The organism is Nostocoides sp. (genome assembly GCF_037045025.1).
Taxonomy (GTDB): Bacteria; Actinomycetota; Actinomycetes; order Actinomycetales; family Dermatophilaceae; genus Nostocoides_A.
Genome location: NZ_JBAOHM010000011.1, coordinates 210,490 through 237,244, shown reverse-complemented (window position 1 = coordinate 237,244; position 26,755 = coordinate 210,490). Strand labels below are relative to the sequence as shown.

At 70.0% G+C, this 26,755-nt stretch carries 28 protein-coding genes and 1 riboswitch; of the genes, 12 read left to right on the top strand and 16 right to left on the bottom strand.

All coding sequences use genetic code 11. The annotated features are described in order from the left end of the window. Window positions 1-142: 142 nt before the first annotated feature. The 5 genes from ribH to ku all read right to left on the bottom strand — a co-directional run bounded on the left by ribH (window position 143) and on the right by ku (window position 4,725). Complete coding sequence (gene ribH / locus V9G19_RS12230; RefSeq protein ID WP_462285693.1) at window positions 143-610, bottom strand: 6,7-dimethyl-8-ribityllumazine synthase; 468 nt, start codon at window positions 608-610, stop codon at window positions 143-145. Further along, a complete protein-coding gene (gene ribB / locus V9G19_RS12225) occupies window positions 607-1,890 on the bottom strand; it encodes a 3,4-dihydroxy-2-butanone-4-phosphate synthase (RefSeq protein WP_462285692.1) in 1,284 nt (427 codons plus the stop codon). Before ribB ends, ribH begins: the two co-directional genes overlap by 4 nt. Beyond that, window positions 1,887-2,519 carry a riboflavin synthase gene (locus V9G19_RS12220; protein WP_462285691.1) on the bottom strand — a complete coding sequence of 211 codons (633 nt, stop codon included), beginning with the start codon at window positions 2,517-2,519 and terminating at the stop codon, window positions 1,887-1,889. The genes ribB and V9G19_RS12220 overlap by 4 nt, the downstream gene beginning before the upstream one ends. 3 nt (window positions 2,520-2,522) lie before the next feature. Beyond that, a complete protein-coding gene (gene ribD / locus V9G19_RS12215; protein ID WP_462285690.1) occupies window positions 2,523-3,638 on the bottom strand; it encodes a bifunctional diaminohydroxyphosphoribosylaminopyrimidine deaminase/5-amino-6-(5-phosphoribosylamino)uracil reductase RibD in 1,116 nt (371 codons plus the stop codon). Then, window positions 3,635-3,765, bottom strand: a riboswitch (FMN riboswitch). Its footprint overlaps the gene before it by 4 nt. A 99-nt stretch (window positions 3,766-3,864) precedes the next feature. Then, window positions 3,865-4,725, bottom strand: a complete 861-nt coding sequence (gene ku, locus V9G19_RS12210; RefSeq protein ID WP_462285689.1) for a non-homologous end joining protein Ku — start codon at window positions 4,723-4,725, stop codon at window positions 3,865-3,867. Window positions 4,726-4,786: 61 nt separating this feature from the next. Between ku and ligD (V9G19_RS12205) the strand changes: the two genes are divergently transcribed. Both ligD (V9G19_RS12205) and ligD (V9G19_RS12200) read left to right on the top strand, forming a co-directional pair. Continuing rightward, window positions 4,787-5,728, top strand: coding sequence for a non-homologous end-joining DNA ligase (gene ligD, locus V9G19_RS12205; protein ID WP_462285688.1), 942 nt, complete (start codon window positions 4,787-4,789; stop codon window positions 5,726-5,728). Then, window positions 5,728-6,612, top strand: coding sequence for a non-homologous end-joining DNA ligase (ligD, locus tag V9G19_RS12200; protein WP_462285687.1), 885 nt, complete (start codon window positions 5,728-5,730; stop codon window positions 6,610-6,612). Before ligD (V9G19_RS12205) ends, ligD (V9G19_RS12200) begins: the two co-directional genes overlap by 1 nt. 18 nt (window positions 6,613-6,630) lie before the next feature. On the opposite strand, the gene V9G19_RS12195 is transcribed toward ligD (V9G19_RS12200), so the two are convergent. The 10 genes from V9G19_RS12195 to V9G19_RS12150 form a co-directional block, all read right to left on the bottom strand. Beyond that, a complete protein-coding gene (locus V9G19_RS12195) occupies window positions 6,631-6,957 on the bottom strand; it encodes a histone-like nucleoid-structuring protein Lsr2 (protein WP_462285686.1) in 327 nt (108 codons plus the stop codon). A 137-nt stretch (window positions 6,958-7,094) separates the two neighbouring features. Then, window positions 7,095-7,280, bottom strand: a complete 186-nt coding sequence (locus V9G19_RS12190) for a lysyl-tRNA synthetase (protein ID WP_462285685.1) — start codon at window positions 7,278-7,280, stop codon at window positions 7,095-7,097. Continuing rightward, window positions 7,277-8,734 carry a lysine--tRNA ligase gene (lysS, locus tag V9G19_RS12185; protein WP_462286235.1) on the bottom strand — a complete coding sequence of 486 codons (1,458 nt, stop codon included), beginning with the start codon at window positions 8,732-8,734 and terminating at the stop codon, window positions 7,277-7,279. The genes V9G19_RS12190 and lysS overlap by 4 nt, the downstream gene beginning before the upstream one ends. A gap of 82 nt (window positions 8,735-8,816) precedes the next feature. Next, complete coding sequence (locus tag V9G19_RS12180; protein WP_462285684.1) at window positions 8,817-9,548, bottom strand: AAA family ATPase; 732 nt, start codon at window positions 9,546-9,548, stop codon at window positions 8,817-8,819. Window positions 9,549-9,774: 226 nt separating this feature from the next. Next, complete coding sequence (locus tag V9G19_RS12175) at window positions 9,775-10,404, bottom strand: ScyD/ScyE family protein (RefSeq protein WP_462285683.1); 630 nt, start codon at window positions 10,402-10,404, stop codon at window positions 9,775-9,777. A 93-nt stretch (window positions 10,405-10,497) separates the two neighbouring features. Next, on the bottom strand, window positions 10,498-11,382 hold the full coding sequence (gene nadC / locus V9G19_RS12170; protein WP_462285682.1) for a carboxylating nicotinate-nucleotide diphosphorylase: 885 nt from the start codon (window positions 11,380-11,382) through the stop codon (window positions 10,498-10,500). Further along, on the bottom strand, window positions 11,379-13,046 hold the full coding sequence (locus tag V9G19_RS12165) for an L-aspartate oxidase (protein ID WP_462285681.1): 1,668 nt from the start codon (window positions 13,044-13,046) through the stop codon (window positions 11,379-11,381). The genes nadC and V9G19_RS12165 overlap by 4 nt, the downstream gene beginning before the upstream one ends. A gap of 8 nt (window positions 13,047-13,054) precedes the next feature. Continuing rightward, complete coding sequence (panC, locus tag V9G19_RS12160) at window positions 13,055-14,035, bottom strand: pantoate--beta-alanine ligase (RefSeq protein WP_462285680.1); 981 nt, start codon at window positions 14,033-14,035, stop codon at window positions 13,055-13,057. Then, a complete protein-coding gene (locus V9G19_RS12155) occupies window positions 13,992-14,903 on the bottom strand; it encodes a Rossmann-like and DUF2520 domain-containing protein (RefSeq protein ID WP_462285679.1) in 912 nt (303 codons plus the stop codon). Before V9G19_RS12155 ends, panC begins: the two co-directional genes overlap by 44 nt. Before the next feature lie 149 nt (window positions 14,904-15,052). Then, entirely contained in the window at window positions 15,053-15,544 is a 492-nt protein-coding gene (locus V9G19_RS12150) for a polysaccharide deacetylase family protein (protein WP_462286234.1), read from the bottom strand. 120 nt (window positions 15,545-15,664) lie between these two features. Here V9G19_RS12150 and V9G19_RS12145 point away from each other — a divergent pair, with 120 nt between their 5' ends. Continuing rightward, entirely contained in the window at window positions 15,665-16,423 is a 759-nt protein-coding gene (locus V9G19_RS12145; protein ID WP_462285406.1) for a transposase, read from the top strand. Here the strand turns inward: V9G19_RS12145 and V9G19_RS12140 are convergent. Then, window positions 16,412-16,549: a polysaccharide deacetylase family protein gene (locus V9G19_RS12140; RefSeq protein ID WP_462286233.1), complete on the bottom strand. Its 138-nt coding sequence runs from the start codon at window positions 16,547-16,549 to the stop codon at window positions 16,412-16,414. The two genes, V9G19_RS12145 and V9G19_RS12140, sit on opposite strands and share 12 nt — an antisense overlap. A gap of 80 nt (window positions 16,550-16,629) precedes the next feature. Between V9G19_RS12140 and V9G19_RS12135 the strand changes: the two genes are divergently transcribed. The 9 genes from V9G19_RS12135 (at window position 16,630) to V9G19_RS12095 (ending at window position 26,751) form a co-directional block, all read left to right on the top strand. Then, complete coding sequence (locus tag V9G19_RS12135; RefSeq protein WP_462286232.1) at window positions 16,630-17,649, top strand: molybdopterin dinucleotide binding domain-containing protein; 1,020 nt, start codon at window positions 16,630-16,632, stop codon at window positions 17,647-17,649. A gap of 72 nt (window positions 17,650-17,721) precedes the next feature. After that, window positions 17,722-18,012: a helix-turn-helix domain-containing protein gene (locus V9G19_RS12130; protein WP_462285678.1), complete on the top strand. Its 291-nt coding sequence runs from the start codon at window positions 17,722-17,724 to the stop codon at window positions 18,010-18,012. Further along, on the top strand, window positions 18,005-18,577 hold the full coding sequence (locus V9G19_RS12125; protein ID WP_462285677.1) for a HipA N-terminal domain-containing protein: 573 nt from the start codon (window positions 18,005-18,007) through the stop codon (window positions 18,575-18,577). Before V9G19_RS12130 ends, V9G19_RS12125 begins: the two co-directional genes overlap by 8 nt. Next, window positions 18,508-19,218, top strand: a complete 711-nt coding sequence (locus V9G19_RS12120) for a HipA domain-containing protein (protein WP_462285676.1) — start codon at window positions 18,508-18,510, stop codon at window positions 19,216-19,218. Before V9G19_RS12125 ends, V9G19_RS12120 begins: the two co-directional genes overlap by 70 nt. 36 nt (window positions 19,219-19,254) lie before the next feature. Then, window positions 19,255-20,691, top strand: coding sequence for a cytochrome ubiquinol oxidase subunit I (locus V9G19_RS12115; RefSeq protein WP_462285675.1), 1,437 nt, complete (start codon window positions 19,255-19,257; stop codon window positions 20,689-20,691). A gap of 15 nt (window positions 20,692-20,706) precedes the next feature. Further along, window positions 20,707-21,759 carry a cytochrome d ubiquinol oxidase subunit II gene (gene cydB, locus V9G19_RS12110; protein WP_462285674.1) on the top strand — a complete coding sequence of 351 codons (1,053 nt, stop codon included), beginning with the start codon at window positions 20,707-20,709 and terminating at the stop codon, window positions 21,757-21,759. Between the two features lie 3 nt (window positions 21,760-21,762). After that, window positions 21,763-23,496 carry a thiol reductant ABC exporter subunit CydD gene (cydD, locus tag V9G19_RS12105; RefSeq protein WP_462285673.1) on the top strand — a complete coding sequence of 578 codons (1,734 nt, stop codon included), beginning with the start codon at window positions 21,763-21,765 and terminating at the stop codon, window positions 23,494-23,496. Next, window positions 23,493-25,199 (top strand): thiol reductant ABC exporter subunit CydC, encoded by a 1,707-nt coding sequence (gene cydC / locus V9G19_RS12100; protein ID WP_462285672.1) that lies wholly within the window; start codon window positions 23,493-23,495, stop codon window positions 25,197-25,199. Before cydD ends, cydC begins: the two co-directional genes overlap by 4 nt. Before the next feature lie 52 nt (window positions 25,200-25,251). Beyond that, on the top strand, window positions 25,252-26,751 hold the full coding sequence (locus V9G19_RS12095) for a hypothetical protein (protein WP_462285671.1): 1,500 nt from the start codon (window positions 25,252-25,254) through the stop codon (window positions 26,749-26,751). The last annotated feature ends 4 nt before the right edge of the window (window positions 26,752-26,755 follow it).

The window sequence follows — 26,755 nt, the reverse complement described above, 5'->3', positions numbered from 1 at the left end:
GCGCGTCGATTGACACGCTGTCTCCCGGCCACCACTTTCCGATGAACGACGAAGCGGGGTCCCCTCCGGCCAGAGAGGACCCCGCTTCACCCTGCCACTTGACAAACGGGCCCTACATATCAGCAGAAGTTCCTCGGGGGCTCTACGGCAGGGGCGCCAAGGCGACGGCGGTGGCGAGGGCGGCCACGGCGGCCTCGTGACCCTTGTCCTCGGCCGAGCCGGGCAGGCCGGCGCGGTCGCGGGCCTGCTCGACGTCGTCGCAGGTCAACACCCCAAAGCCGATGGGTATGCCGGTTCGCACCGCGACCTCGGTCAGGCCGTAGGTCACGCTCTGGCAGACATAGTCGAAGTGCGGGGTGCCGCCGCGGATCACGACGCCGAGCGCGACTAGCGCGTCGTGGGACGGGGCCAGCCGGGCGCAGGCCACGCTGAGTTCGATCGTTCCCGGGACCCGGACCACGAGCGGGTCGGCCACGCCGCAGTCCGCCAACCCGCGGCGGGCGCCGGCGAGCAGGCCGCCCATGACCTCCTCGTGCCAGGACGCGGCGACGACGGCCACGCGCATCCCGGACCCGTCGACGGCAACACTCGGGGCGCCGGCGCCGCTCACCCCAGGCTCCGCACGCCGCAGACAGCAGCGACCGCCCGACCGCGCCGCGGCGCTCGCGGCTGGGCGACCTCGGGGTCCGGATCGGGGTCGAGGTCGTGGCCGAGCCGGTCGCGCTTGGTGCGCAGATAGGCAAGATTGGTGGGCAGCGGCGGAATTCGCAGGCTCTCGGTCTCGGCGACCCTGATGCCGTGGGCGCGCACGCCCTCGACCTTGGCGGGATTGTTGGTGAGCAGCCGGACGGCGCCGACGCCGAGGTCGTGCAGGATCGCCGCCCCGGCCGTGTAGTCGCGGGCGTCAACGGGCAACCCGAGGGCCACCTGCGCATCGACGGTGTCCATGCCGAGATCCTGCAGTTCATAGGCGCGCAGCTTCTCGGCCAGCCCCACTCCGCGGCCCTCGTGGCCGGTCAGATAGATGACCGCGCCCCCCTCCGCGGCGACGCGCGCGAGCGCCTGCTGCAGCTGCGGGCCGCAATCGCAGCGGGCCGACCCGAAGACGTCGCCGGTCAGGCATTCCGAGTGCAGCCGCACCAGCGGCGCCTCCGAGCCGAGGCCGCGGGGGCTGATCAGGGCAAGGTGTTCATCGCCGGTCAGGCTGTCCCGGTAGGCGATCGAGCGGAACCGGCCGTGCGTAGTGGGAATCACGGTGTCAGCGACCCGGACCAACCGGTCGTGACGCTGGCGCCAGGCGATCAGGTCGGCGATCGTCAGCACCGCCAGGCCGTGCCGCTCCCCCAGTGCCAGCACCCCGGGCAGCCGCGTCATCGTCCCGTCGTCCTCGACGAGTTCGCCAATCACACCGACCGGCGCGAGCCCGGCGAGGCGGCACAGGTCGACGGTCGCCTCGGTGTGTCCCGGCCGCACCAGCACCCCGCCCTCGCGGGCACGCAACGGGATCAGGTGTCCCGGCCGGATCAGATCGGCTGGGCCGGCGCCGGGGTCGGCCAGAACGCGCGCGGTGCGGGTGCGATCGGCCGCCGAGATCCCCGTGGTCACGCCGCTGGCGGCGTCCACGCTGACGGTGTATGCCGTGCGCAGCGGGTCGCGATTCTTGGGCACCATCAGCGCCAGGTCGAGCCGGTCGGCCACCTGCGCGGTCAGCGGCGCGCAGAGGTATCCCGAGCTGTGCCGGATCGTCCAGGCCAACCACTCCGGCGTGAGCGTCTGTGCGGCGAGCACGACATCGCCCTCGTTTTCGCGGTTTTCGTCGTCGACGACCAGGACGGGCAGCCCGGCACGCAGGGCGTCCAGGGCGGTCTCGACGGTGGCCAGACCGGTCATGTGGTCTGCTCCTTGGTTGCGGGGCGAGGGGCGCTGTCGAGCCGGGCGGCCAGCAGCCGCTCGACGTATTTGGCGAGGACATCGACCTCGAGGTTGACGGTGGCGCCGACGGCCTTGGTCCCCAAGGTCGTCAACTCCAGCGTGGTCGGGATGAGCGAGACCGAGAACTCCTGCGGCCCGACATCGACAACGGTCAGCGAGACCCCGTCGACCGTGATCGAGCCCTTGGGCACGAGATAAGGGGCGAGGTCGGGTGGCAGCGAGCAGCGGACGATCTCCCAGCGTTCGCCCGGCTCGCGGGCCGAGATGACCGCGGTGGCGTCGACGTGCCCCTGGACGATGTGCCCGCCGAAGCGGCCGGCGGCGGACATCGCCCGCTCGAGGTTGACCCGATCCCCCGGGGAAAGGGCGCCGAGGTCGGTGCGGTGCAGGGTCTCGGCCATGACGTCGACGGCGAACTCGCCGCCCGCGCAGTCGGTGACCGTCAAGCAGACGCCGTTGACGGCGATCGAGGCCCCGTGAACGGCGTCCGCGGTGACGAGCGGCCCGCGCACCCGCAGGCGGGCAGAGTCGGCGCCGTGCTCGATAGCTACGACGGTGCCGAGTTCTTCGACGATTCCGGTGAACACGGGTTATCTCCTTCGCTGGGGTCGGGCGGTGACGCGGACATCGCCGCCGACGATGGCGGCGTCGGTGATCTCAAAGCGAAGGGCGTCGGTGATCGTCGTGATCCCCAGGTCGGCGAGGACGGCGGGGCCGGCCCCGAGCAGGGCCGGGGCGAGATAGGCGACGAACTCATCGACCAGGCCCGCCGCGACAAAGGCGGCCGCCAGGGTCGGGCCACCCTCGAGCAGCACATGGTGGATGCCCCGCTCGCCGATCGCGGCGAGCGCGGCAGCCGGATCGTGGGTGGACAGCAACAGGGTCGGCGCGGCGTCATCGCGCACCCGCGCCGCCTCCGGGAGGTCGCGCGTCCCGACCACGACCCGCAACGGCTGCGCGGGCGTGGGCTGCCCGTCCGGCCCGCGCACGGTGAGTTCCGGGTCGTCGGCCAGCGCCGTACCGGTCCCGACGACGACCGCTCCGCAACGCGCGCGCAGCGCGTGCGCCTGCGCCCGGGCGGCCGCGCCGGTGATCCACCGGCTCGACCCGTCGCGCGCGGCCACCTTGCCATCGAGGGTGCTCGCGCTCTTCCACGTGACAAACGGGCGACCGGTGCGGGCCGCGAACAGCCAGGTGCGGTTGATGGCCTCGGCGTCGGTCGCCAATGGACCGGGCGCGGCCTCGATCCCGGCGGCGGCGAGCCGGGCGGCCCCGCCGCCGGCTCGCGCCCCCGGGTCGGCGACCGCATACCGCACCTGGGTGATCCCCGCTTCAATGAGCGCGAGCGAGCACGGCCCCGTGCGCCCGGTGTGGTCGCACGGCTCCAGGGTGACGTATGCCGCTCCCCCGCGTGCCGCCTCGCCCGCCTGCCGCAGGGCGTCGACCTCCGCGTGCGGCGTCCCCGCCCCACGATGGTGGCCGACGCCGACGACCTGGCCAAACGCGTCGGTGAGCACGCACCCGACGCGCGGGTTGGGGTCGACTTCGGGCCCAAGGAGGGCAGCCGCCAGCGCCCGCCGCATCAAGCCGGTCGCCGGATCCACTGTGGTGCCCTCACGCTCGTCGTGCCGAGCCCCGGGCAATGGCAAGAAGCGGCCGGCGCGCGGGCGCCGAACCTTGCCGCCGCGGCACAACGCCGCGGCCACGCGCTGCCTCCCATCCGGACTTTCACCGTCGGTCCAGGAATTGCACCTGGTCAACCGACCGCTGGCTGCGGCCGGGTCGCGGACTGTCACCGCCGGTTCGGAATTACACCGACCCCGGAGCACGTTGGGCCCCAGTCTGTCACCGGCCGGCACGGCTGGCCAGCGGCGCCCACGTCGTGGGCGTCACACCGGGCGGCGCCGGCGTGCTCAGTCGGCGCCGGCGTGCTCAGCCGGCCTTCTTTTTGGCCGCGGTCTTGGCGGCGGCCTTCTTGGCCGGCTTCGCCTCCGGCGGCGGCTCGGACGCCTCCCCGCGGGCCGCCTTGGCCTTCTCGACCGATTTGGCGAGCGCGGCGAGCAGGTCGACGACCTCGCCGGACTCCTCCGCCGGCTTGGGCAGGTCCGTGACCTCGCCGCCCTCGACCTTCGCGCGCACCAACTCCTGCAGTGCCCTGGCGTAGTCGTCCTCGTATTCGCTCGGGTCGTAGTCGCCGGCCAACTGCTCGACGAGTAGGTGCGCCATTGCCAGCTCCTTTTCGCTGGCCTCCTGGTCGTCACCGAGCGCCGCGAAGTCGGGGTTGCGGATCTCGTCCGGCCACAACATCGTCTGCATGACGATGACGCCGTCCTTGACCCGCAAGACCGCCATCGTCATCCGGGTGCGGATGGAGACGGTGACCAGCGCCATCCGCTGCTCGGTCTCGAGCGCATCACGCAACAGCAGATAGGGCTTGGCGGCCGCCTTGTCGGGCTCGAGGTAGTAGCACTTGTCGAGCAGCATCGGGTCGATCTGATCGGCTGGCACGAACTTCTCGACGGCAATCTCCTTGCTGGACTTGGTCGGCAGCTCGGCGAAGTCCTCGTCGGTCAGCACGACCATGTCGCCGTCCTCGGTCTCATACCCCTTGGCGATATCGTCATAGGAGACAAGTTCGCCGTCGATCGAGCACACCCGCTGGTATTTGATCCGGCCACCGTCGGTGCGGTGCACTTGCCGGAACTGCACGTCGTGATTCTCGGTCGCGGCATAGAGCCGGACCGGGACGTTGACCAGCCCGAAGGAGACGGCACCCTTCCAGATCGCGCGCATGGCCGCAGTCTCCCACGCTGGCGCGGGCACGGGGTCAGGAGCACGGTGTCAGGATGGGCCCATGCAGCCGATGCTCGCGACCATGGCGGACACCGTGCCGTCCGGGCCGGACTGGGTGCACGAGGTCAAATGGGACGGGATGCGGCTGCTGGCCGACGTCCGAGACGGGCAGCTGACCCTGTATTCGCGACGCGGCAATGACGTCTCGGCCAGCTTCCCCGAGTTGGCCGGGCTGACCCGCGCCTATGACGACCTGCTGATCGACGGCGAAGTGGTCGCCCTCGACGGCGGCCGGCCGTCCTTCGCCGCCCTCGCCGCGCGGATGCACGTCCAAGACCGCCGCAAGGCCGAGCGGCTCGCGGCGACCCGGCCGGTCACCTACATGATCTTTGACCTGCTGCGCCTGTTTGGTCAGGACGTCACCGGGCTGCCGTGGACGGCACGGCGCGAGTTGCTCGAGCGCCTGGCCCTGGACGGGCTCCACTGGCAGGTGCCGCCCACCTATGACGCGGGGGCGCAGTTGCTCGCGGCCACGCGTGAGCAGGGTTTGGAGGGGATCGTCAGCAAGCGCCGGTCCGCCGCCTATCTGGCCGGTCGCCGCACGCCGGATTGGCGCAAGACGAGCAACCGGCAGACGGTGTCGGTCGTCGTCGGCGGCTGGCGCGCCGAGACCGGCAGCGCGGCACGCCTGGGGGCCCTGCTCATCGGGGTGCCCATCACCTCGGGCTGGGCCTATGCCGGCCGGATCGGCGCGGGATTGGCCGGCCGGGTCGCCGCGGACGTGGCCGCCCTGCTCGCCCCGTTGACCCGCCCCGATTCGCCCTTCGCCGACGAGGTGCCCGCGGTCGACGCGCGCGAGACCACCTGGGTCGAGCCTCAGGTGGTGATCGACGTGCGCGCCCTCGGCGTCACCGATGCCGGGCGGTTGAGGCAGCCGGCCTTCCTCGGAGTGCGGCACGACCTCGATCCGGAGGCACTGCGGCCGTGGAGCGCCGAGTCCTGATGGCCGCGCCCGCGACCGGGACCCGGGTGGAGGTGGCCGGGCGAACGCTGCGGCTGTCCAGCCTCGACAAGATCCTCTACCCGGCGACGGAGACCACCAAGGCCGAGGTGCTCCACTACTACGCGCAGGTCGGCGCGGTCATGCTCCCCCACATGGCCGGGCGCCCGGTGACGCGCGTGCGCTGGCCGCACGGGGTGGCCGGCCCGTCCTTCTTCGAGAAGAACCTGCCGTCCGGGGCGCCGTCGTGGTTGCCGCGCACCCGGATCGACGACATCACCTATCCCATGATCACGGATTTGGCCGACCTGACCTATCTGGTCAACTTGAATTCGGTGGAGTTCCACGTGCCCCAGTGGCAGGTGGCGGGCGAGGGGATCCGGGCCAACCCGGATCGGATGGTGATCGATCTCGATCCCGGCAAACCCGCCGGGCTGCGCGAATGTGCACAAGTGGCGGTGCACGTCCGCGAACGGCTCGAAGACCTGGGACTGGAGTTGTTCCCGGTGACCTCGGGAAGCAAAGGGATGCAGCTGTATGCCGCGCTGGGCGGGGACCTTCGCTCCGATCAGGTTCGCGATCTCGCGGCAACGCTCGCCCAGGAACTGACCAAGCGCTTTCCGGATCTCATTCTGTGGAAAATGACGAAGTCCTTGCGGCCCGGCAAGGTGTTCTTGGACTGGAGCCAGAATGTCGCCGCCAAGACAACGATCTGCCCCTACTCGCTGCGCGGCCGGGAAACACCCACCGTGGCCGCGCCACGCACCTGGTCCGAAATCGAGGCGGCGGCACACGGCGAGGGCGTCATCGAACAGGTGCTGTTCGATGACGCCATTGACCGACTCGCCGCATGGGGGGATCTGCTCGCGCCGCTCACGACTCGGTAGGCAGCCTGCCCCACGAGCCTACTTATGTGCGGCGTCGTAGGCCTCCTGGACCACGGCCGAGATGCGCCCGCGATCGCTGACCTGAAAACCGTTGTCCCTCGCCCACTCCCGGATCTTGCCCAGATCCTCGCGCCGGCCCGCACCCCGAATCGTGGCTCCGGCTGGAGCGGAGGACTTGCGTCCGCCGGTGCGCCGACCGTGGCCGATCCATTTGGCCAGGTCGCCACGCAACGCGTCGGAGTGCGCCTCATTGAGGTCGATCTCGTAGGTGATGCCGTCGAGGCCGAAGCTCACCGTCTCGGCAGCGGCCGACTCGTCGATGTCATCGACAAGCATGACCTGCACGCGCTGAACCATTAATAGCCGCCCTTCGTCTAACTAGTGGATGCTCCCACCATACTCGATCCGGCACCGAATCTTGATGCCGCGGCAGAATAGCCGCCGAGAAATGTCGCGGCCCAACCGGCAGGGAAAGCTCCCGGCTAGGGCTGAGTCCGAGGATCGGGTGATTGTCCCGCGACCGCCCGCTCCTGCTCCTTTTCCCAACGCGCTTGCGCCAGCCGTTCGTTCCGATCACCCTCAAGGATGTTCTTGATGATCAGATAGAAGATGTAGCCGACTCCGATCGAGGGGAGTAACGCCGCGGCATACGGCCAGATGGAGTTCATGAGTTGGCCTCCGGCTTCAGATGGGGGAACAAGATCGTCTCACGCAAGCTGGCGCTGGTGAACAACGCGACCAGCCGGTCCAAGCCCACCCCAACCCCGCCCATCGGCGGCGCGCCATACTCCAGCGCGCGCAAGAAGTCCTCGTCCAACTGCATGGCTTCCGGATCGCCGCCGGCGGCGAGCAACGACTGCGCGGTCAGCACCTCCCGTTGGATCACCGGGTCGACCAGCTCAGAGAACCCGGTCGCCCGCTCGACCCCGGCAATGATCAGATCCCAGGCCTCGATCTGCCCCGGCAGCGAGCGGTGTGGCCGGGCCAGCGGCTGGGCGATCGCCGGGTAGTCGCACAAAAAGGTTGGTTGCGCCAGGTGCGGCTCGACCAGCTCCGAGAGCAGCTCGAGGAAGATCTTGTCCTTGTCCCATCCCGGCTCGAGCGCGACCGTATGCCGTTGCGCGATCGCCCGCAGCGTGGCCGCGTCGGTCTCGATCGTGACCTGCTGGCCCACCGCCTCGCTGACCGCGTCGTAGACCGGGAGCCACCGCCACGGCCCGTCGAGATCGACGACGCCCTTGGGGGTCTCGAACTGCCGGGAACCGATCGCGTCGGCGGCGGCCAGATAGATCTCGGTGGTCAGCTCGGCGATCGTGGTTTGGTCGCCATAGGCCTGATAGGCCTCGAGCATCGTGAACTCGGGCGAGTGGGTGGCATCGACGCCCTCGTTGCGGAAGATCCGGCCCATCTCGAAGACCCGGTCGACGCCGCCGACGATGGCCTTCTTGAGGTTGAGTTCCAAGGCGATGCGCAGCACCATCTCCTGGTCGAAGGCGTTCATGTGCGTGCGAAACGGTCGGGCGTGGGCGCCCCCGTGGATCAGCTGCAAAATCGGGGTCTCGACCTCGATATAGCCGTGGGCGTGCATGGTCTCGCGGATCGCGCGCATCGTCACCGCCTTGAGCCGGACCATGTCGCGCGCTTCCTGGCGGACGATCAGGTCGGCATACCGCTGCCGGACGCGCGTCTCCTCGGCGAGGTCCTTGTGCAGCACCGGCAGCGGGCGCAGCGCCTTGCTGGCCAGCTGCCACCGCGTGGCCAGCACCGACAATTCGCCGCGCTTGGAGGAGATCACCCGTCCCTGCACGGCGACGTGGTCGCCTAGGTCGACCTCGGCCTTCCACGCATCCAGGGACTCCTGACCGACCTCGGCCAGGGAGAGCATGACCTGCAGCCGGGTGCCGATGCCCTCCTGGAGGGTGGCGAAGGCGAGCTTGCCGGTGGTGCGGCTGAACACCACACGCCCGGCGACGGTGACGACGTCCTCGGTTTCCTCACCGGTCGCCAGGCCCCCCCACCGCTCGCGGACCTCGGCGAGGGTATGGGTGCGGCCCACATCGACGGGATAGGGCTCGATCCCCTCGGCGAGCAGGCGCGCGCGCTTGGCCAGCCGGATGCGCATCTGCTCGGAGATGTCGTGGGGCGGCTGCTGGTCGGTCACCGGCAAAGCCTACGTTGAGCCAGCGGCCCGGGCCGGCGCTTGCTCACGCATCGACCACATGCCGCAGATAGCGCTGCGGCTGGTCTAAGAAGCGGCGATAGTGGTCGACGACCTCCAGATCGGCCCACTCGCGCTCGTGATAACCCGACTCGTCGAGCTCGAGAATCCGCGCTCCCGGAATGCTGGCCAACACCGGTGAGTGCGTCGCGATCAGCACCTGGGAGCTGCGTGCCTGCGCGAAGCCGTGCAGTTGGCCGATGAGGGCGAGCTGGGCCGAGAACGACAGCCCCGCCTCGGGCTCGTCCATGACAAAGAACCCATCGCCGCGGAAGCGCCCCGAACTCAGCATGGCGAGGAAGGACTCCCCGTGGCTGAAGCGGTGGAAGTCGGGATCCCGAGCGCCGGGGTTGAGCGCGAGGTAGGTGAACAGCCCGTGGGTCGTCTCCGCGCGCAGGAAGTATCCCCAGCGCGATCCGCCGGGGCCGCGCTCGATCGTCAACGCCTCGTGCAGCGGCGACTCGCTCGGATAGCTCGCGTGCATCGCGCCGGTCGAGCCGCCCTCACCGGGCATCCCGAAGGCCATCGCGATCGCCTCGACCAGCGTGGACTTGCCGGTGCCGTTCTCACCGACCAAGATCGTGACCCGGCCCAGCTCCAGGCCGTCGCGCAGCAGCTGGCGCACCGGCCCCATCGTGAGCGGCCACTGGTCGTCGGGCAGGTCGGCGTCCGCGGCGCGACGAATCCGCCGCACCGGCAGCGGCTCCAACCACCTCATGCCGGAACGCTATCCGCAGCCACCGACACCCCCACGCTGGCCTGCTTCGCCGTCCTGCAGGAGGTGCCGTATACCTCACCTATTGCAGGACACCCCGTCGCTGGCCCGACCCGCCGTCCTGCAGGAGGTGCCGTATACCTCACCTGTCGCAGGACACCCGTCGCTGGCCCGACCCGCCGTCCTGCAGGAGGTGCCGTATACCTCACCTGTTGCAGGACACCCGTCGCTAGCCGATCGGGATCTTGACGACCCCGCCGGCATCAACGATCAGGTGGGAGGCGCCGACCATCTCGATCGACGTCGGGTTGGTGTCCACGCCCTGCGCATGCGGGTTATGGGCAGCCTCGTAGGCGCCGAGGTCAGCGGTTATCGAGCGGCGCCCGCCGAGCCGGCCACCCAAGACCGTTGCGAACTGCTTGCCGGCGGGCGGCAGGTCGGCACGCACGGCCGGGTTGCCGCCCAGCCCCATGACCAGCGCATAGCTGCCGTCCCCGTGCACGACGATGTCTGCCGGCCCGGTCGCGGCGGCCCCGCCCTCGCCGGCGAGCGAGGGAAGACCGGTGATGACCCGAGATTGGCGTCCACCCGCCACGCGCGTCACCGACCCCGTAGGCCCAAAGCAGACCTCGCCCTCCGCGCCGTCCACGCACGGGCCGGAGCCGCCCGTCCCGGCCTCGGCGACATACAGAGCGCCATTTGGCGCGAAGCTGAGTTGGCGCGGATTGTTCAACCCGCTCGCCACCGGAACCGGCCCGGACGCCTCGCCCGGGACGGCGGCTCCCGGGCCAGCACCAATGGCCGCGAGCGCGGTCACCGCGCTCGAGACCGCGAGCAAACGCGTCACATACCGAGCCATGATGGCTCCTTCCGCCGCGGGGAGCCTGCTCCTCCAGGCTGCCAGCGCCACCGCTGGCCTCGCAGCGTTTTGGCGAAACTCGTGGACTGCGGATCAGACCAGATCCAACGCGATGTCCAAGATCGCGGCCGAATGGGTCAACGCCCCGACGCTGAGATAGTCGACTCCGGTCGCGGCATACTCGCCGGCGCGCTCCAGCGTCAAGCCGCCGGTCGCTTCCACCTCGACCTCCTCGCCGGCAGCCTCGATGGCCTCGACCGTGGCTCGCAGCGTCTCGGGAGACATGTTGTCGCACATGATGAACCGCGCTCCGGCGGCGATCGCCTCTCGGGCCTCGTCGGCGGTCGTGACCTCGACCTGGATCGGCACATCCGGGAAGCGTTCGCGGATCCGGTCGAAGGCAGCGGTGATCGAGCCCGCGGCGAGCTTGTGGTTGTCCTTGATCATCGCGACGTCATACAGGCCCATCCGCTTGTTGGTGCCGCCGCCCGCGCGCACGGCATATTTTTGGAGCGCACGCAGGCCGGGCGTCGTCTTGCGGGTGTCGAGGATCGTGGTCTCGTATGCCGCGAGCGCATCGGCCCACTCCCGGGTCACCGTCGCGACCCCCGAGATGCGGGAGAGGATGTTGAGCATCGTCCGTTCCCCGGTCAAGATCGCCTGGGTCGAGCCGGTCACCTCGGCGAGCACGTCGCCGCGCTCGACCCGGTCCCCGTCGGCGGCGCGCAGGGCGACGTCGACCCGGGTGTCGTCGCTGCCGGCGCACACTTCGGCAAAGACCATGGCGATGACGGGCAGGCCGGCCACGACCCCGCCGGCCCGAGCGACGACGTGACCGGTCGACGTCGCGGCGGGGTCGATCGTCGCCTCGGTCGTGACATCGACGCCGTCCAGCCCGCCGAGGTCCTCCGCGAGCGCCTGCCGGACCACACGCAGCGCCTCCTCGGTGGGGAAGCCGAGGTCCTGCTCGTTGCTCATCGGGTGAACTCCTTTGCCGGGGTGTAGGTCATCACGATGCCCTCGGGGCCACGGACGTGACTGAGGTGACCGAGCCAGTTGACGTCGTCCCGATCGGGGAAATCGGCGCGCTCGTGCCCACCGCGGGTTTCCTCCCGGGCGTGCGCGGCGATCGTCAACGCCAGCCCGATCTGGGCGAGGTTGGTGGTTTCCCAGGCCGCGGGGGTGATCTCCTTGCCCGGCCGGGTCAACAACTCCTCCAGGACGGCGCGGGTGGTCAGCGTCGAGTCCGCCGAGCGCACCGGTCCCGAGCCCGCGGTCATGGCGCGCTGCACCTCCAGGCGGCGCTCGGCGTCCACGAGCCCGCCGCGCTTGCCGGGCTCGCGCCGCAACTGGACGACGACCTCGGGCAGCTCACCGGCGGCTACCCGGTCGGCGATATCCTCGGCGATCCGGTGGGCAAAGACCAGACCCTCGAGCAGCGAATTGGAGGCGAGCCGGTTGGCGCCGTGAACCCCGGTGCAGGCGGTTTCCCCGCAGGCATACAGGCCATCGAGCGAGGAGCGGCCACGCAGATCGGTCCAAACCCCGCCGGAGGCGTAGTGCTGGGCCGGGGCCACCGGGACCAGTTGCGTCGCGGGGTCGAAGCCCAGCTCGCGGCAGCGGGCGACGATCGACGGGAAGCGCTGCTCGAGGAACTCCTCGCCGAGATGGCGGGCGTCCAGCCACACGTGCTCGGCGCCGTTCTGGCGCATCCGGGCGATGATCGCTCGGGCAACGACATCGCGGGGGGCGAGGTCGGCGAGCGGGTGCAGGCCCTGCATGAAGCGCACCCCCTGATCGTCGACGAGGACGGCGCCCTCGCCGCGCACGGCCTCGGAGATCAACGGCTGCTGGCCGGTTGAGCCCTCGCCGAGATACATCACCGTGGGGTGGAATTGAACGAACTCCAGGTCGCCAAGCCGGGCGCCCGCGCGCAGGGCGGCGGCCATGCCGTCGCCGGTCGCCACGCTGGGGTTGGTTGTCGAGGAGTAGATCTGGCCCAAGCCACCGGTCGCGAGCACGACGGCGCGGGCGTGGACGGCGCCGACGCCGTCGACCTGGCCCTCGCCGAGCACGTGCAGCGTGACGCCACAGACCCGGTCGCCGTCATCGTGGAGGAGGTCGACGACCAGGGCGTGCTCGATCACCTCGATGCCGGGGTCGTCACGGACCCGGCCGAGCGCTTCGATGAGCGCGCGGGAGATCTCGGCGCCGGTGGCATCGCCCCCGGCGTGAGCGATCCGGTCGCGGTGATGGCCGCCCTCGCGGGTGAGCAGGATCTCGCCGTCGGCCGCCCGGTCGAAGTTCGCGCCGAGAGCGACGAGTTCGCGCACCCGTTGCGGGCCCTCGGTGACCAGGGCTTGCACCGCGCCTTCGTCGCACAGGCCGACTCCGGCCACCAGGGTGTCTTGGAGGTGCTCCCCGGGGGAGTCCTCCGGGTCCAGCGCGGCGGCGATGCCGCCCTGGGCCCAGGTCGTCGAGCCCTCGTTAAGGACGGTCTTCGTGACGAGCAGGACCTTCAGGCCGCGTTCGCGCAGGCGCAGCACGCAGGTCAGGCCGGCGATCCCCGAGCCGACGACGACGACATCGGCGGCCGCGATCCACCCGGGTTTGGGGGCGCGCAGCCAGCGCGGGATCGGCATACGGGGCATCAGAGCATCCCGGTCTCGGGCGCGGCGTCGGGGTTGCTGAACACGTCGAGCGCGCCGCCTCCGGGGCCGACCAGGACCGGGCTGTTGTCGATCAGGCGGGTCGTGCCGACCTTGCCCGCGACGGCGAGCAGCGCTTCCCCGCGATACCACTCGGGCACGTCGCGCAGCGAGGTCGGGTGGACCAGCACGAGATAGTCGACGAGCACCAGCGGCTCGGCGACCAGCACCGCCCGGGCCGCCCGCCGGATCGCCGACGGGCCCTCCGGGGCGGCGGCAGCCCCGGCGCGCAACGCCTTGGACAGGCAGAGGGCAACTTCGCGGTCGGACTCGGTGAGGTAGGCATTCCGGCTGGACATCGCCAGCCCGTCCGGGTCACGGACGGTGGGGACCGACACGATCCGGCTGGCGAAGTCGAGGTCGCGGGCCATCCGGCGGATGAGCAGCAGTTGCTGCGCGTCCTTTTGGCCGAAGTAGAAGGCCGTGCCCGCGGTCAGGTGCATGAGCTTGGCCACGACCGTGAGCATTCCGTCGAAGTGCCCGGGCCGGGACTGGCCTTCCAGGACCGTGCCGAGAGGGCCCGCGGAGATGCGCACCCCGGGGTCACCCTCGGGATAGACGACATCGGGGCTGGGGGCAAAGACGAGGTCGGCGCCTTCGCGGGTGCAGATCGCCAGATCGGCGTCGAAGGTGCGCGGATAGCGGGAGAGATCCTCCTTCGGCCCGAACTGGAGCGGGTTGAGGAAGATCGTCACGATGACATGGTCGGCGTCTTCGCGGGCTCGGCGGATCAACGTGGCGTGACCCTCATGCAGCGCCCCCATGGTCATCACCACCGCGATGCTCGCGCCGCTCAGCTGGGCTCGCGCGGCCCGCAACTCGTCGCGGGTGCGGCACACGACCGGCCCGGCAGCGGCCGCGGCGCTCGGTGTGGCCTCGTCAGTCGCGCTGGTCACGTTCGTCCTCCTCGTCGAGTACGGCATCGATGGCCCGGGCGGCCGCCGCGCCCAGGCGCCCCTGGCGCTCGGCCCGGACCACCGTGGCCCGGGCCAGGACACGATAGACCTCCCGGACGTCCGCGTGCTCGGCGGGCAGGACCTGGAGGTGCTCGGCAACGGTACCGGCATCGCCGCGGGCCACGGGACCGGTGAGAGCGGCGTCACCGGCGCGCAACGCGTTGTCGAGGGCGGCGTTCATCAGCGGTCGCAGCACCCGCCCCGGATCGCTCACGCTCGCGCCCCGCAGGATCTCCAACGCCTGGGCGGTCAGCGTGATCAGGTAGTTGGAGCCATGCACCAGCGCCAGGTGATAGCGCACCCGGTCGAACTCATCGATGACCACCGGCTCGCCACCCATCTCGACGACCAGCGCCTCCGCGACCGGCTGCAGCTCGGGTGGTGCGGTGATCCCGAAACAGCAGTCGCGCAGCCGGACGATGTCCATTTCGGTGCCGGTGAAGCTCATCGCCGGGTGGACGGCCATGCCGCCGACGCCGGCGGCGATGGCCGGGGCGAGCGGGGCCAGCCCGGACCGGCCGCTGCTGTGCGCGGCGAGCTGACCGGGACGCCACACTCCGGTGGTGGCCAGGCCCGCCACGAGCGGGGTCAGCGCGTCGTCCGGCACGGTCAACAGCACCAGGTCGCTGGCCGCAACGACCTCGTCAACGGGCACGATCGGGGTGTCCGGCAAGAGCGCCTCGGCCCGGGCGATGGAGGCCTCGCTGACCGCGCTGGCTGCCACGACGAGGTGGCCGGTGCGGCCCAGGGCCGCCCCGAGCACGGCGCCCACCCGGCCGACCCCGACGACCCCGACACGCAACCGCCCCGGTGGCAGCAGTGGCGGCGTGGTCACCGGCTTATCTTGTCACCGCCGCGAGGCCCGGGGGCGTGGGCGCATCACCGAATGGCGCGCGTCGCCCCCGGTTGGCGATCACCTGCTCCTGTCGCGTTGGCAGGGCAACGCGCGGCTGGTGGGATCTCGACGACTCGCGGATCACCGTGTCATTGCGGGCCGATGAGGCGGGTAAGGGAGACGGGGCTCAGTTGCTTGGCGAGTAGGCCGGAAAGTATGCCCGGGAGCGCCTCGACAGTGCGGCTACGGTCGACGTCTTGGGGATTGGGGCCGTCGAGACGACCACCGTCATGACAGAGAATGATCGCGCCTGGCGAGGCGTCCTCGACGACGATTCGCGTCGCCTCGGCGACCCCCTTGGCCTGATGCCCCTCAAAGCTGCCGCTCCAAAAGACCGAGCGCAGTCCCTGGTCACGCGCCTCCCGTGCCACCTCGTGGTTGGTCCACCCACGCGGCGGCCGGAACCACCGCCCAGCGGAATAGCCTTCTATTATCTCTTCCGCGCTGCGGATCTGCTCCGCGATCACATTGGCCGCAGCTGAGTCCAACCACAAATGGTCGTGCGTGTGATTGGCGATCTCGTGCCCTTCAGCCGCGATCCGAGCCACAAGTTCTGGGTACTTCGCTGCATTGAGGCTTATTCACGGTTGGGGAATGTAATACAATCGCGACATTCTGATCGGAGCGCCTGACAAAGCGACAGCCCGCTCCAAGAGAAGATTTGGTTTCCACACTCAAACCTCCAGATCGGACTGTCGCGAATGTATTCTACCACCGGTTACACCAGGGGCCAGATCGACCGTCTCGTCCTCCTGATCCGCGACCTGGAGAACGCGGGATATTCGCTGGCCTACCCGCCGTCGCTGGGATTACGGAAGTCGATCATCATCACCCTGACCTATTTGCGGCGAAACCACACCCAAGACGACCTGGCCGACCGGTACGCCACCTCCCAGCCCACGATCTCGCGGACGATCGCCGCGATGACCCCGGTGCTGGCCGACGCCACCGCCGACTGGATCCCGGTCGCGGACGACCTCGACCCCGAGGTCGTGCTGATCATCGACGGAACTCTGCTCCCGTGCTGGTCCTGGGCCGATGTTCCCGACCTCTACTCCGGCAAACACCACACCACCGGTGTCAACGTCCAGGTCGCCGCCACCTTGTCGGGTCGCCTGCTGTGGGTCTCCGATCCCCTTCCCGGGTCCACCCACGACCTGACCGCCCTGCGCGCCAGCGGCCTCCTGGACGGCGACCGTGACGCCACGATCATCGCGGACAAAGGCTACATCGGCGCCGGCCTGATTACCCCCATCAAAAAGCCACCCAAGGGAGAACTCACCGACGACCGGAAACAATTCAACAAAGAACTCAACGCGATCCGCGCCACCATCGAACGAACCATCGCCCACCTGAAAACCTGGCGGATCCTCCACACCGACTACCGGCGGCCTTACCACACATTCGCTCAAACCATCACCGCTGTCCTCGGGCTACAATTCCTGAAACTAGCCTCGTGAATAAGCCTCATTGCGACCGATGACGAAAAAGGTGGCGGTTGCGTTCCAGTCGTTGAGCACGTCCAGCACGGCAGGGGTGAACCGGGGATCGGGCCCGTCGTCAAAGGTCAGCGCGACAACGCCCACGGCAGTGCTGACAGAGCTGATCGCCTCGGGGTCAACGCGACTGCGCTCTCGCGGAGTATCCGTGTGACCAGTTCCGTTGACTGCGCCGGCCGCAGCCACCGCGCCGAGAAGACAGGCTGCACCCCCCCAGCGCCATTCGCCGTGGGATCGCCGTCGACTTCTACATCACCGAGACCAGCCGGTATGCCGATGTCATCCTCCCCCCGGCCGGCCCGCTCGAGCGCGAGCACTACGACTTGATCTTCCACGCCCTCGCCGTCCGCAACACCGCTCGCTGGAGCCCGGCGCTCTTTGAGAAACCTCAGGACGCGCGCCACGACTGGCAGATCGCGAGCGCGCTGGCGCTGCGGATCCGGGCTAGGCGCGCCGCCGCCAAACCCGACCCCAGTCGGCTCGGCCTCGCAAAACGTATGCTGCACAAAGCGATCGGACTTCCGGGCGCCATCGAGGCCCAGGCCAGGTTCCGGACAACGCCCAAACAGCAGGTCGACGTGCTGCTGCGCACCGGCCGGCGGGGACTGTCGGTCGCCACGCTGGCCCAGACCCCGGGCGGCGTCGACCTTGGCCCGCTGCAGCCGCAGCTACCCGGGCGGCTGCACACCAAGAATAAGCGCATCGACCTGGCCGTCCCGCTCGTCCTCGACGCCCTCCCCGCACTCCTTGATGCCGCCCCGGTGACCACCGAGGGTGACTTGTTGCTCGTCGGCCGACGCAGCCAGCGCGACGGCAACTCGTGGATGCACAACCTTCCCCGGCTGACCAGCGGCCGCCCCCGCCACCGGCTGCTCATCCATCCCGACGACGCGGCCACCCGCGACATCTCGGATGGCGACGTTGTCGAGGTGACCTCCAGCACCGGCAAGGTGCGCATCGACACCCACGTCAGCGACGAGATGATGCCGGGAGTCGTCAGCCTTCCCCACGGCTACGGCCACGCCATGCCGGGCGTGCAACTCCGGAACGCGACCACCCTCCCGGGCGTGAGCATCAACGACCTCACCGACCCCGAGCGCACCGAGAGCATCGGCGCCAATGCCGTGCTCAACGGCATACCGGTCACCATCCAGCTCGTCCCACCCACCGCCGCGCGCACGACATGAGGAGGAGAAGCGTCGCGGTATGGCGACACGAATAGCGTGGTCGCCATACGACTCCTTTGCTAGTGTCGCCGTATGACGACAGTCACCTCCGCGCATGCGTTCGGTCGGCTGGTCAAGGAGACGCGCGAAGCCCGCGGGCTCACTCAGGCTCGGCTCGCCGAGCTGGCGGGCGTCGGTCGACAGTGGCTGGTGGGATTTGAATCGGGAGACAAACGATCCGCGCCATTGGCCATGATCTTCCGCGTTTTGGGTGCGCTCGGGCTGGAGGTGACGCTGGCGCCCCCTCCGCCGAGCCCGCCGCCGAGTCCGCCGGTCGATCTGAGCGCGATCATCGCCGCGCACACGAGGTCGACGGATGGCTGAGTCCGGGCGGCTCCTTCTCATCGTCCGCGAGACGAGCGTTGTCGGCGAACTCGAGTGGCTTCGCAACGGGCGGATGCGCCTGCGTTACCTCCCCGCAGCCGACGCGATCGGTCCGTTGTCGGTATCACTGCCCCTCACTCAAACCCGGCACCAAGACAAGGCGATCCGGCCGTGGATCGAAGGACTCTTCCCCGACCGCCCACCCCTGGTGAGGGCGTGGCGCCGCCGGTTCGGGATCATCGCAGATCAACCCTTCCCCCTGCTCGCCGCAGTCGGAGAGGACGTGGCCGGGGCCGCGCAGTTCGTCCGCCCCGAGCGACTGGACACCGTTCTCGCCCGGCCAGAGACGATTGAGCCGTTGACCGAAGCCGACGTGCGCGACCTCGTCGTGGCGGCCCTCGCGGACGTCCCGATCACCGACGACCTCGCCGGCACCGGGCGGTTCAGCCTCGCCGGGGCACAGGCGAAAGTCGCTCTGCGGCATACGGATGACGGGTGGGCGCTGCCGTCGGGTGCCGCCGCATCCACCCCACATCCTCAAGCCCGCGATCCCGTCGCTGCCTGACCAGGACGCGGTCGAGGCCTGGACCATGCGCACCGCGGCGGCGATCGGGTTGGCGGTCGCCGCTGTCGACCTACTCGACCTTTGCCGGCGTCCGCGTCCTGGTGACCGAGCGCTTCGACCGGCTAGTCACCCCGGCCGGGGTGGTGCGCGTGCACCAGGAGGACGGCGCCCAGGCCCTCGGCGTGGAGCCGCGGCGCAAGTACGAGTCGGAGGGCGGCCCGACCGCGGGTGCCCTCGGGGCGCTGATCCGGTCGGTGAGTTCGGCTCCCGCCGACGATACCTTCCGGTTCGCCCAAGCCCTGGTGTTCAATGCGCTCGTCGGCGGCACGGACGCCCACGCGCGCAACTACGCGCTGCTGTTGGGCCGGGAGGAGGTCCGGCTAGCGCCGCTTTTCGACCTGAACAGCTGGGGCGCCTTCGGGCCGCTGCCAACCGCCCGGCCGGCGATGAGCATCGGCGGCGAGTCCCGGGTGGGCGCGCTTGCCCATCATCGTGTAGCTCAATGGTCGCCAGAGCAGCCGTTGACCTACACGATCGGTCAACTCGGCGAACGAACCCGGGACTACCGACGAGTAACTCGCATCACACGGCGCCCCCATCGCACGGCACATACCCCCAGCGGTACTAAAGTGGCTTGGTAAGCATTCGGTAAAGATCCCACCGGGAGCGCGTTCCACATGGATGCCCTGGACCTGGCGCGGTGGCAGTTCGCCATCACGACCGTCTATCACTTCCTCATTGTCCCCATCACCATCGGGATGTCCGCGATCGTCGCCTACTTCCACATCCAGTGGGTGCGCACGCACAACCCCGACTACCTGCGGCTGACCAAGTTCTTCGGGAAGCTGTTCACGATCAACTTCGCCCTCGGGTTGGTCACCGGCATCGTCCAGGAGTTCCAGTTCGGGATGAACTGGAGCGACTACAGCCGCTTCGTCGGCGACATCTTCGGCGCTCCGCTGGCGTTCGAGGCGCTGCTCGCCTTCTTCCTCGAGTCGACCTTCCTCGGACTGTGGATCTTTGGCTGGGGCAAGATCCCCGAAAAGCTGCACGCGCTGACGATGCTGCTCGTGCACATCGGCACGGTCTTCTCAGCCTACTTCATCCTCGCGGCAAACTCGTTCATGCAGAACCCGGTCGGCTACACGTTCAACCCCGAGACCGGGCGCGCCGAGATGACCGACTTCCTCGCGGTGCTCACCAACAAGGTCCAGCTCGTCACCTTCCCCCACGTCATCACCAGTGCCTATATGGTCGGCGGGGCCGTCGTCATGGGGGTCTCGGTCTGGCTGATGCGGCGCAACCGGCCAGCCGAGGACACCCCGCTGTATCGCCGCTCGGCCCGCCTCGGGGCCATCGTCGCGCTCGTCGCCAGCCTCGGCGTGATCGTCTCCGGCGACGCGCAGGGAAAGATCATGACCGAAGTCCAGCCGATGAAGATGGCTGCGGCAGAGGCCCTTTATCAAAACTCCGACTCGTGCGCGCCGTTCTCGATCTTCACCGTCGGCACGCCCGACGGGCTCAACGAGAAGTTCGCGGTCAAGGTCCCCTGCGTGCTCGGCTTCATGGCGACGGGCAGCCTCGACAAGCCGGTCGAAGGCATCAACGACGTGCGCGAGCAGTTGATCGCAAAATACGGCACGAGTTCCTCCTCGCTCGTGCAGGATTCGACCTACACCCCGTTCATTCCGCTGACCTACTGGTCGTTCCGCTGGATGATGGGCTTCGGCTTCCTGACGATGGCGATGGCCATCGCGGTCCTCTGGTCGACCCACAAGGGCGGCGTGCCGCGCAGCCCGTGGTGGACGTTCGTCGCCATCGGCGCCCCGCTGGCTCCGGTGCTGGCCAACAGTTTTGGCTGGGTCTTCACCGAAGTCGGCCGGCAACCGTGGATCGTCAATGGGCTGATGACGACGTCGACCGGCGTCTCGCCATCGGTCTCGGCCGCCGAGGTGCTGATCTCGATGATCGTCTACACCCTGCTGTACGCCGCTCTCGCCGTCGTCGAGGTCAAGCTGTTCACCGACTACGTCAAGAAGGGCGCCGAACCCTTCGAACCACCCACGGCACCAGGCGATCTCACCGAAGACTCGCCGCTGCAATTCGCGTACTGAGAACGGAGAACCGACATGGACCTCGCAGTGATCTGGTTCCTTCTCATCGCGGTGCTGTGGACCGGCTACCTCGTTCTCGAAGGATTCGACTTCGGCGTCGGCATGCTGCTGCCGATCCTCGGCAAGGGCGTCGACGCCGAGGACACCGAGAAGCGTAAGCGTGTGCTGCTCAACACGATCGGCCCGGTCTGGGACGGCAACGAGGTGTGGATCCTCACCGCCGGCGGCTCTACCTTCGCCGCCTTCCCGCACTGGTACGCAACGCTGTTCAGCGGCTTCTACCTGCCGCTGTTGCTCATCCTGGTCGCGCTGATCGTCCGCAACATGGGCTTCGACTACCGTGGCAAGCGCGCGTCATCCTCGTGGAAAGCTAAGTGGGACATCGCGATTGTCGTCGGCTCGGTGCTCCCGGCGCTGCTGTGGGGCGTCGCCCTGACCAATATCGTCAACGGCGTCCCGATCGACGAGAACATGGAATACACCGGCAACCTGTTCACGCTGCTCAACCCGGTCGGGTTGATCGGCGGCCTCACCTTCGTCGCGCTTTTCCTCACCCACGGCGCCTACTTCGTCGCCCTCAAGACCGACGGGCCGATCCGCGCCGACGCCCGCCGGTTCGCCGCCAAGACCGGCCTGATGACGGCGGTCCTCGCCGTCGCCCTGCTGCTCGTCCTCGGCGTCACCCGAGGCAGCATCTGGTCGTGGGCCACAACCGTCCTCGCCGCCCTGTGCCTGCTCGCCTCCCTGGCGTTCAACAACACCGGCGCCGAGGGCAAGGCGTTCCTCGCGACCGCGTTGACGATCGGCCTCGCCGTGGCGACCTACTTCCTCATGCTCTATCCGGACGTGATGCCGAGCAGCACGGCCGCCGCCAACAGCCTGACGATCGACAACGCGTCCAGCACCGACTACACGCTGAAGATCATGACGATCGCCGCTCTCGTCTTCACCCCGATCGTCCTGCTCTATCAGGGATGGACCTACTGGGTCTTCCGCAAACGGATCAGCACCGCACACATCCCGCCGGCGCAGGACCCGCTGGAGGTCCCGGCAGCGGCGGCGCGCTGACGCGTGCGGCCGCTCGATCCCCGGCTCTTCCGTGCCATCCCCGAGGCCCGTCGCCCCTTCGTGGCCTTGGGGATGGTCGGTGTTGCCCAAGGGATCTCGACGATCGCAACTGCCTTCGCCCTGACCGGCGTGGTGGTCGCGATCGCCCGCTCCGAGCCGGTGCTGACGCCGGCCCTGTGGCTCACCGGCCTGTTCGCCGCTCGCGCCCTGCTCGCCGCCCTTGCCGAGTATGCCGCGGCCTGGGCCGGCGTCAGCGTCGCCACCGCCCTGCGCCAGCGGCTGCTGGCCGCCTGGGCATCCCGCCCCGCCGAGGAACGCCCCGCTCCGGCAACGGCATTGACGCTCGCCACCGCTGGAAGCACGGCCATTGAGCCGTATGCCGCTCGCTACCTCCCCGCGCTGCTCACCGCCGCGGTCGTCCCGGTCGGAGCGATCGGCATCCTGGCGCTGGTCGATTGGCCGAGCGCGCTGGTCGTCGTGTTAACGCTCCCGCTGTTGCCGCTCTTTGCCGCGTTGATCGGCAAGACCACCCAGCAGCAGACCGAGCGGCGCTGGCGGGCGCTCGCCGATTTGGCCGGGCACTTCCTCGACGTCGTCCGGGGACTGCCCACCCTGGTGAGCTACGGCCGGGCCGAGAAGCAGATCGCGGCCATCGGCGAGGTGAGCGACCGGCACCGCGCGGCGACGATGAAGACGCTGCGGCTGGCCTTTCTCTCCTCGGCCGCACTCGAGCTGCTCGCCACGATCTCGGTCGCCATTGTTGCCGTCCTGAGCGGAGTACGGTTGGCGCACGGGTCGATGGACCTGTCGTCCGCGATGGTGGCCATTCTACTTGCCCCGGAGGCCTATTGGCCGGTGCGCCGAGTCGGCCAGGAGTTTCACAATGCCGCCGACGGGGCCAGCGCGCTCGCCGAGATCACCGTGGCGCTAGCGCCTGACGCGGACGACGACTCGAGCGCAGGAGACACACCGAAGACGGACATGCCGAAGACCACGCCTACGCTTCGGCGGGTCGCCTCACCTCGACCGCGAACCGGACCAGACGAGGGCACGGGAGCAGCGGCATACGAAGTCGAACTCAGCGGTGTCGGCTATTCCCATCCCGGCGCGAACGAGCGGGTCATCAACGACCTGACCCTGCGAGCCGGGCCCGGGTTGACCGTGGTGACCGGCGCGTCCGGCGTCGGCAAGACCACGCTGCTCGACCTCATCGCCGGCCTGCGGCGCCCCGATGCCGGGGGGCTGCGAGCCCCACGGGCTCATCTGGTCACCCAGCGGCCGTTCATCCCGACCGGCACGGTGGCCGCCGCTCTCGCCCTCGGGACCGGCGCACCGACCGCTGCCCAGTGGGGGGCACTGCGGGCCGTCGGGCTCGACGGCACCGTGGCCGGCCTGCCCCAGGGGCTGCAAACCACGTTGGGGGACGACGGTTTTGGGCTGTCGGCCGGACAGCGGGCCCGGCTCGGCCTCGCCCGGGCGCTGCTTGCGCCCGAATCGGTGATCCTGCTCGACGAGCCGACCGCACACCTCGACGACGCGAGCGCCGCCATCGCCCACACGGCGATCGCCGAACTGGCGACCCGGGCCTGCGTCCTGGCCGTCACCCATCGCCGCGAGTTGGTCGACATCGCCGACGCCCACGTCCACCTGACCCGGCCCGCCGGAACCCCCGCCGAGTGGGCCGAGGTAGTCGACCAGTCGTTGGGGAACCACCCGGTCGAGGGGGCCTCATCGTGAGCGACCTGCCCGACCTGCGCATCCTGCGCCTGACCCGGCCGCTGGTCCTCGCCGGAGTCATCGGCGGCCTCGCCCTCGCCAGCGGTGTGGCGCTGACGGCCACGTCCGGCTGGCTGATTGTCAGGGCCAGCGAGCGGCCGGTCATCCTGACCCTGCTCGCCGCCATCGTCGCCGTCCGCGCCTTTGGCATGGCTCGCCCGGCGCTGCGCTATTGGGAACGGCAGCTCACCCACGACGCCGCCCTGCGTGACCTCGCGGGCCGGCGCACCTCGACGTATGCCGCCCTCATCCCGCTCACCCCCGCGCGCCTCGGCCGGCGCGGGCGCGCCGACCTGCTCACCGGGGTCGTCGACGATCTCGACGACGTCGTCGGCGCGCAGATCCGGGTGACCGTGCCCGGGTTGTCCGCGATCGTCGCCTGGGCGCTGACCACGCTGGTCACCGGGCTGATCGACATCCGCACCGGCGGCATCCTGCTCGCCCTCGGGGTTGCCGTGACCGCGATCTGCGCGATCAGCTACCGGCTGGAACTTTTCGGGAACGCCGAGATCGGCCAGGCGCGGGCCGACATCACCCGCCTCGCCGCGCTCATTACCATCCAGGGGGAGGAGATCCGGGCAGTCAATGGCACCGCCGAGGTCCTGGCCCAGGCGGCGGCCGCGCACGACGACCTGCGTCGCCGGGTGCTGCACCAAGCGCGGGGCCGGGCGCTCGCCGCCGCCGGGATCATGCTTGCCGTCGGCCTGGCCACGCTCGCCGTCACCCTCCTGCTCGGTAACGACCCGACGACGCACGCACCCCCCGTCGCGGCCCTGCTCGTCCTTGCCCCGGTCGCCGCCGCCGACGCGCTCACCCCGCTCGCCGAAGCCGCGCGCGCTCTGGCGCGCTCACGCGGCAGCGCCGACCGCCTGCGGCGCGTCCTCGCCCAGGACCCCGCTGTTGCCGCTCCCCAGTCGACCGCGATCACGCCCAGCCTCGACACCGGCGCCCACACACCAACTCGCCAAGCCCCGCACCTACGGCTGACCGGCATCAGCGCGCGCTGGGCACCGGATCGGCCGCTGGCCCTCGCGCCCACCGACCTGGATCTGCCACCGGGCACCCACCTGACGATCGCCGGCCCCAACGGCGGCGGGAAATCGACGATCCTGGCCGTCCTGGCCCGGCAGCTGGACCCCGAGGACGGCCGCTATCGGATCGACGCCGACGACGCGCTCGCCCTCCCCCTGCGCCGGGCCCGCGCCCGGTTTGCCGTCGTGGACGACGGCCCCCACGTCTTTGCGTCCACCCTGCGGGAGAACCTGCGCTTCGCCTCGGGCGGTATGGCCGGGGACGACGCCATCCGCGACGCCCTCGGGCAGGCCGGGCTCGGCCCCTGGCTGGCCGCGCTACCGGACGGCCTCGACACCCGGCTCGGCACCGGGGGGCGGGGCCTGTCCGGCGGTGAGCAGGCCCGGCTCGCCTTGGCGCGCGCACTACTGTCGCAGCGCCCCGTCATTCTGCTCGACGAACCGGTGGCCCACCTCGACTCGGCAACCGCCCGCGAGGTCGTCGCCGACCTGATCGCCGGCTCCCGCGGGCGCACGCTGGTCATGGTCTCCCACCGCAAGGACGGCCGCGATGGGTTCGGCGCGACGCTGTGGCTCGCCGCTCCGGACACCTCCACGCCCGCCCATAACCCGTCCGCTGACACCGCGCCGTGACACACCGCGCCGCCTGAGCGACGAGCCGAACGCCACCGCCTACCATCGACCGGTGTCGCCCACCCAGCCCCGGCCCCGACCGCAGGTGCCGGCCACCACGCGGCGATCCCTTCTGCTCGGGGCCGCGGCCACCATGACCGCGTCGGCCTGCACCGACTCCGCCGGCGACCGGGCGGGCGAGCGGGGCATCCGGCTGACGAGCGGCGAGAGCGTTGTGCTTCCCGCCAGCGACACCCCGAAGGCGTTGCGCGCCGCCGCCCGGGCCTTCTTCACCGGTGCCCCGGTCGTGGTCGTCGCCGGTGACGATCGCGCCCGCTGGCCGGCCGCCGCAGCCGCAGCCGCGCACCTCGGCGTCCCCGTCCTGCGGGTTGACGAGCACCTGGCCGCCGAACTCGATCGCCTCGGCGCCCGCGAGATCATCTCGTATGCCGGTCGCGATCTGCCGGTGGGTGACCGCCGGATCGTCGAATCAACCGGCTCCACCCCGCCGAAACCGCGCATTGACCTGCCCGCGGTCCCGGGCCCCGGGCGCGCGCTGCTGCTGGCCGACGGCACAGACACTCCCGAGCTGATCGCCGCGGCCGCGACGGCCGCCGGGGCCAAGCGCCTCCACGCCACGAATGCCGACCCCCGCGCCGATGCCGCCACGATCACGGCACTGCGCGCCGCACCCGAGGCCACCGTCGTGGCCGTGGGCTCGGCCTTCGGCAGCACCAGCCGCTTCGTCGCGCGCCTCGCCACCGCCCGCACTGCGCCCGAGATCCCCGGCGGCGGCATCCTCGCCCTGCCCGCCAACCACTACGTCGCGATCTATGGCAACCCGCTGACGGCGTCTCTCGGCCTGCTGGGGGAGCAGGATGCCCAAAGCGCCGTCAGCCGGGCCGGCGACCTCGCCGCGCAGTATGCCGAGGTGCTCAAGCAGCCCGTGCGCCCGGCGTTCGAACTCATCGCGACGGTCGCGGCCGCGGCGCCCGGCAGCGACGGCAGCTATTCGGCGGCCACCGATCCGGACGTGCTGGCCGAGTGGATCGACGTCGCGGAGAAGGCCGGCATCTATTGCATCCTCGACCTCCAGCCCGGCCGCAGCGACTTCCTCACCCAAGCGCAGTCGTATGCCGATCTGCTCGCCCGCCCCGGTGTCGGCCTCGCCCTCGACCCGGAGTGGCGGCTGCAACCGGGCGAGCTGCCGCTCAGTCGGATCGGGCACGTCGAGGCCGCCGAGGTCAACGCGGTCGCCGCCTGGCTCGCCGACGTGGTCCGCAGCCATAACCTCCCACCAAAACTGTTGGTGCTGCATCAATTCCAGCTGCAGATGCTCCGCGACCGAAGCCTGATCAACCTCGATCACGACGAGCTGCAGGTGGTCATCCATGTCGATGGTTCCGGGAGCCAGCCGATGAAGCAGACCACCTGGGACGTCATTCGCAGGGACCTTCCGGACGGGGTCTTCCTCGGCTGGAAAAACTTCATCGACGAGGACACCCCGATGCTCACGCCGGCCCAGACCGTCGCCGAGGTCAAGCCGTTCCCGTCGCTGGTCACCTATCAGTAGCCGG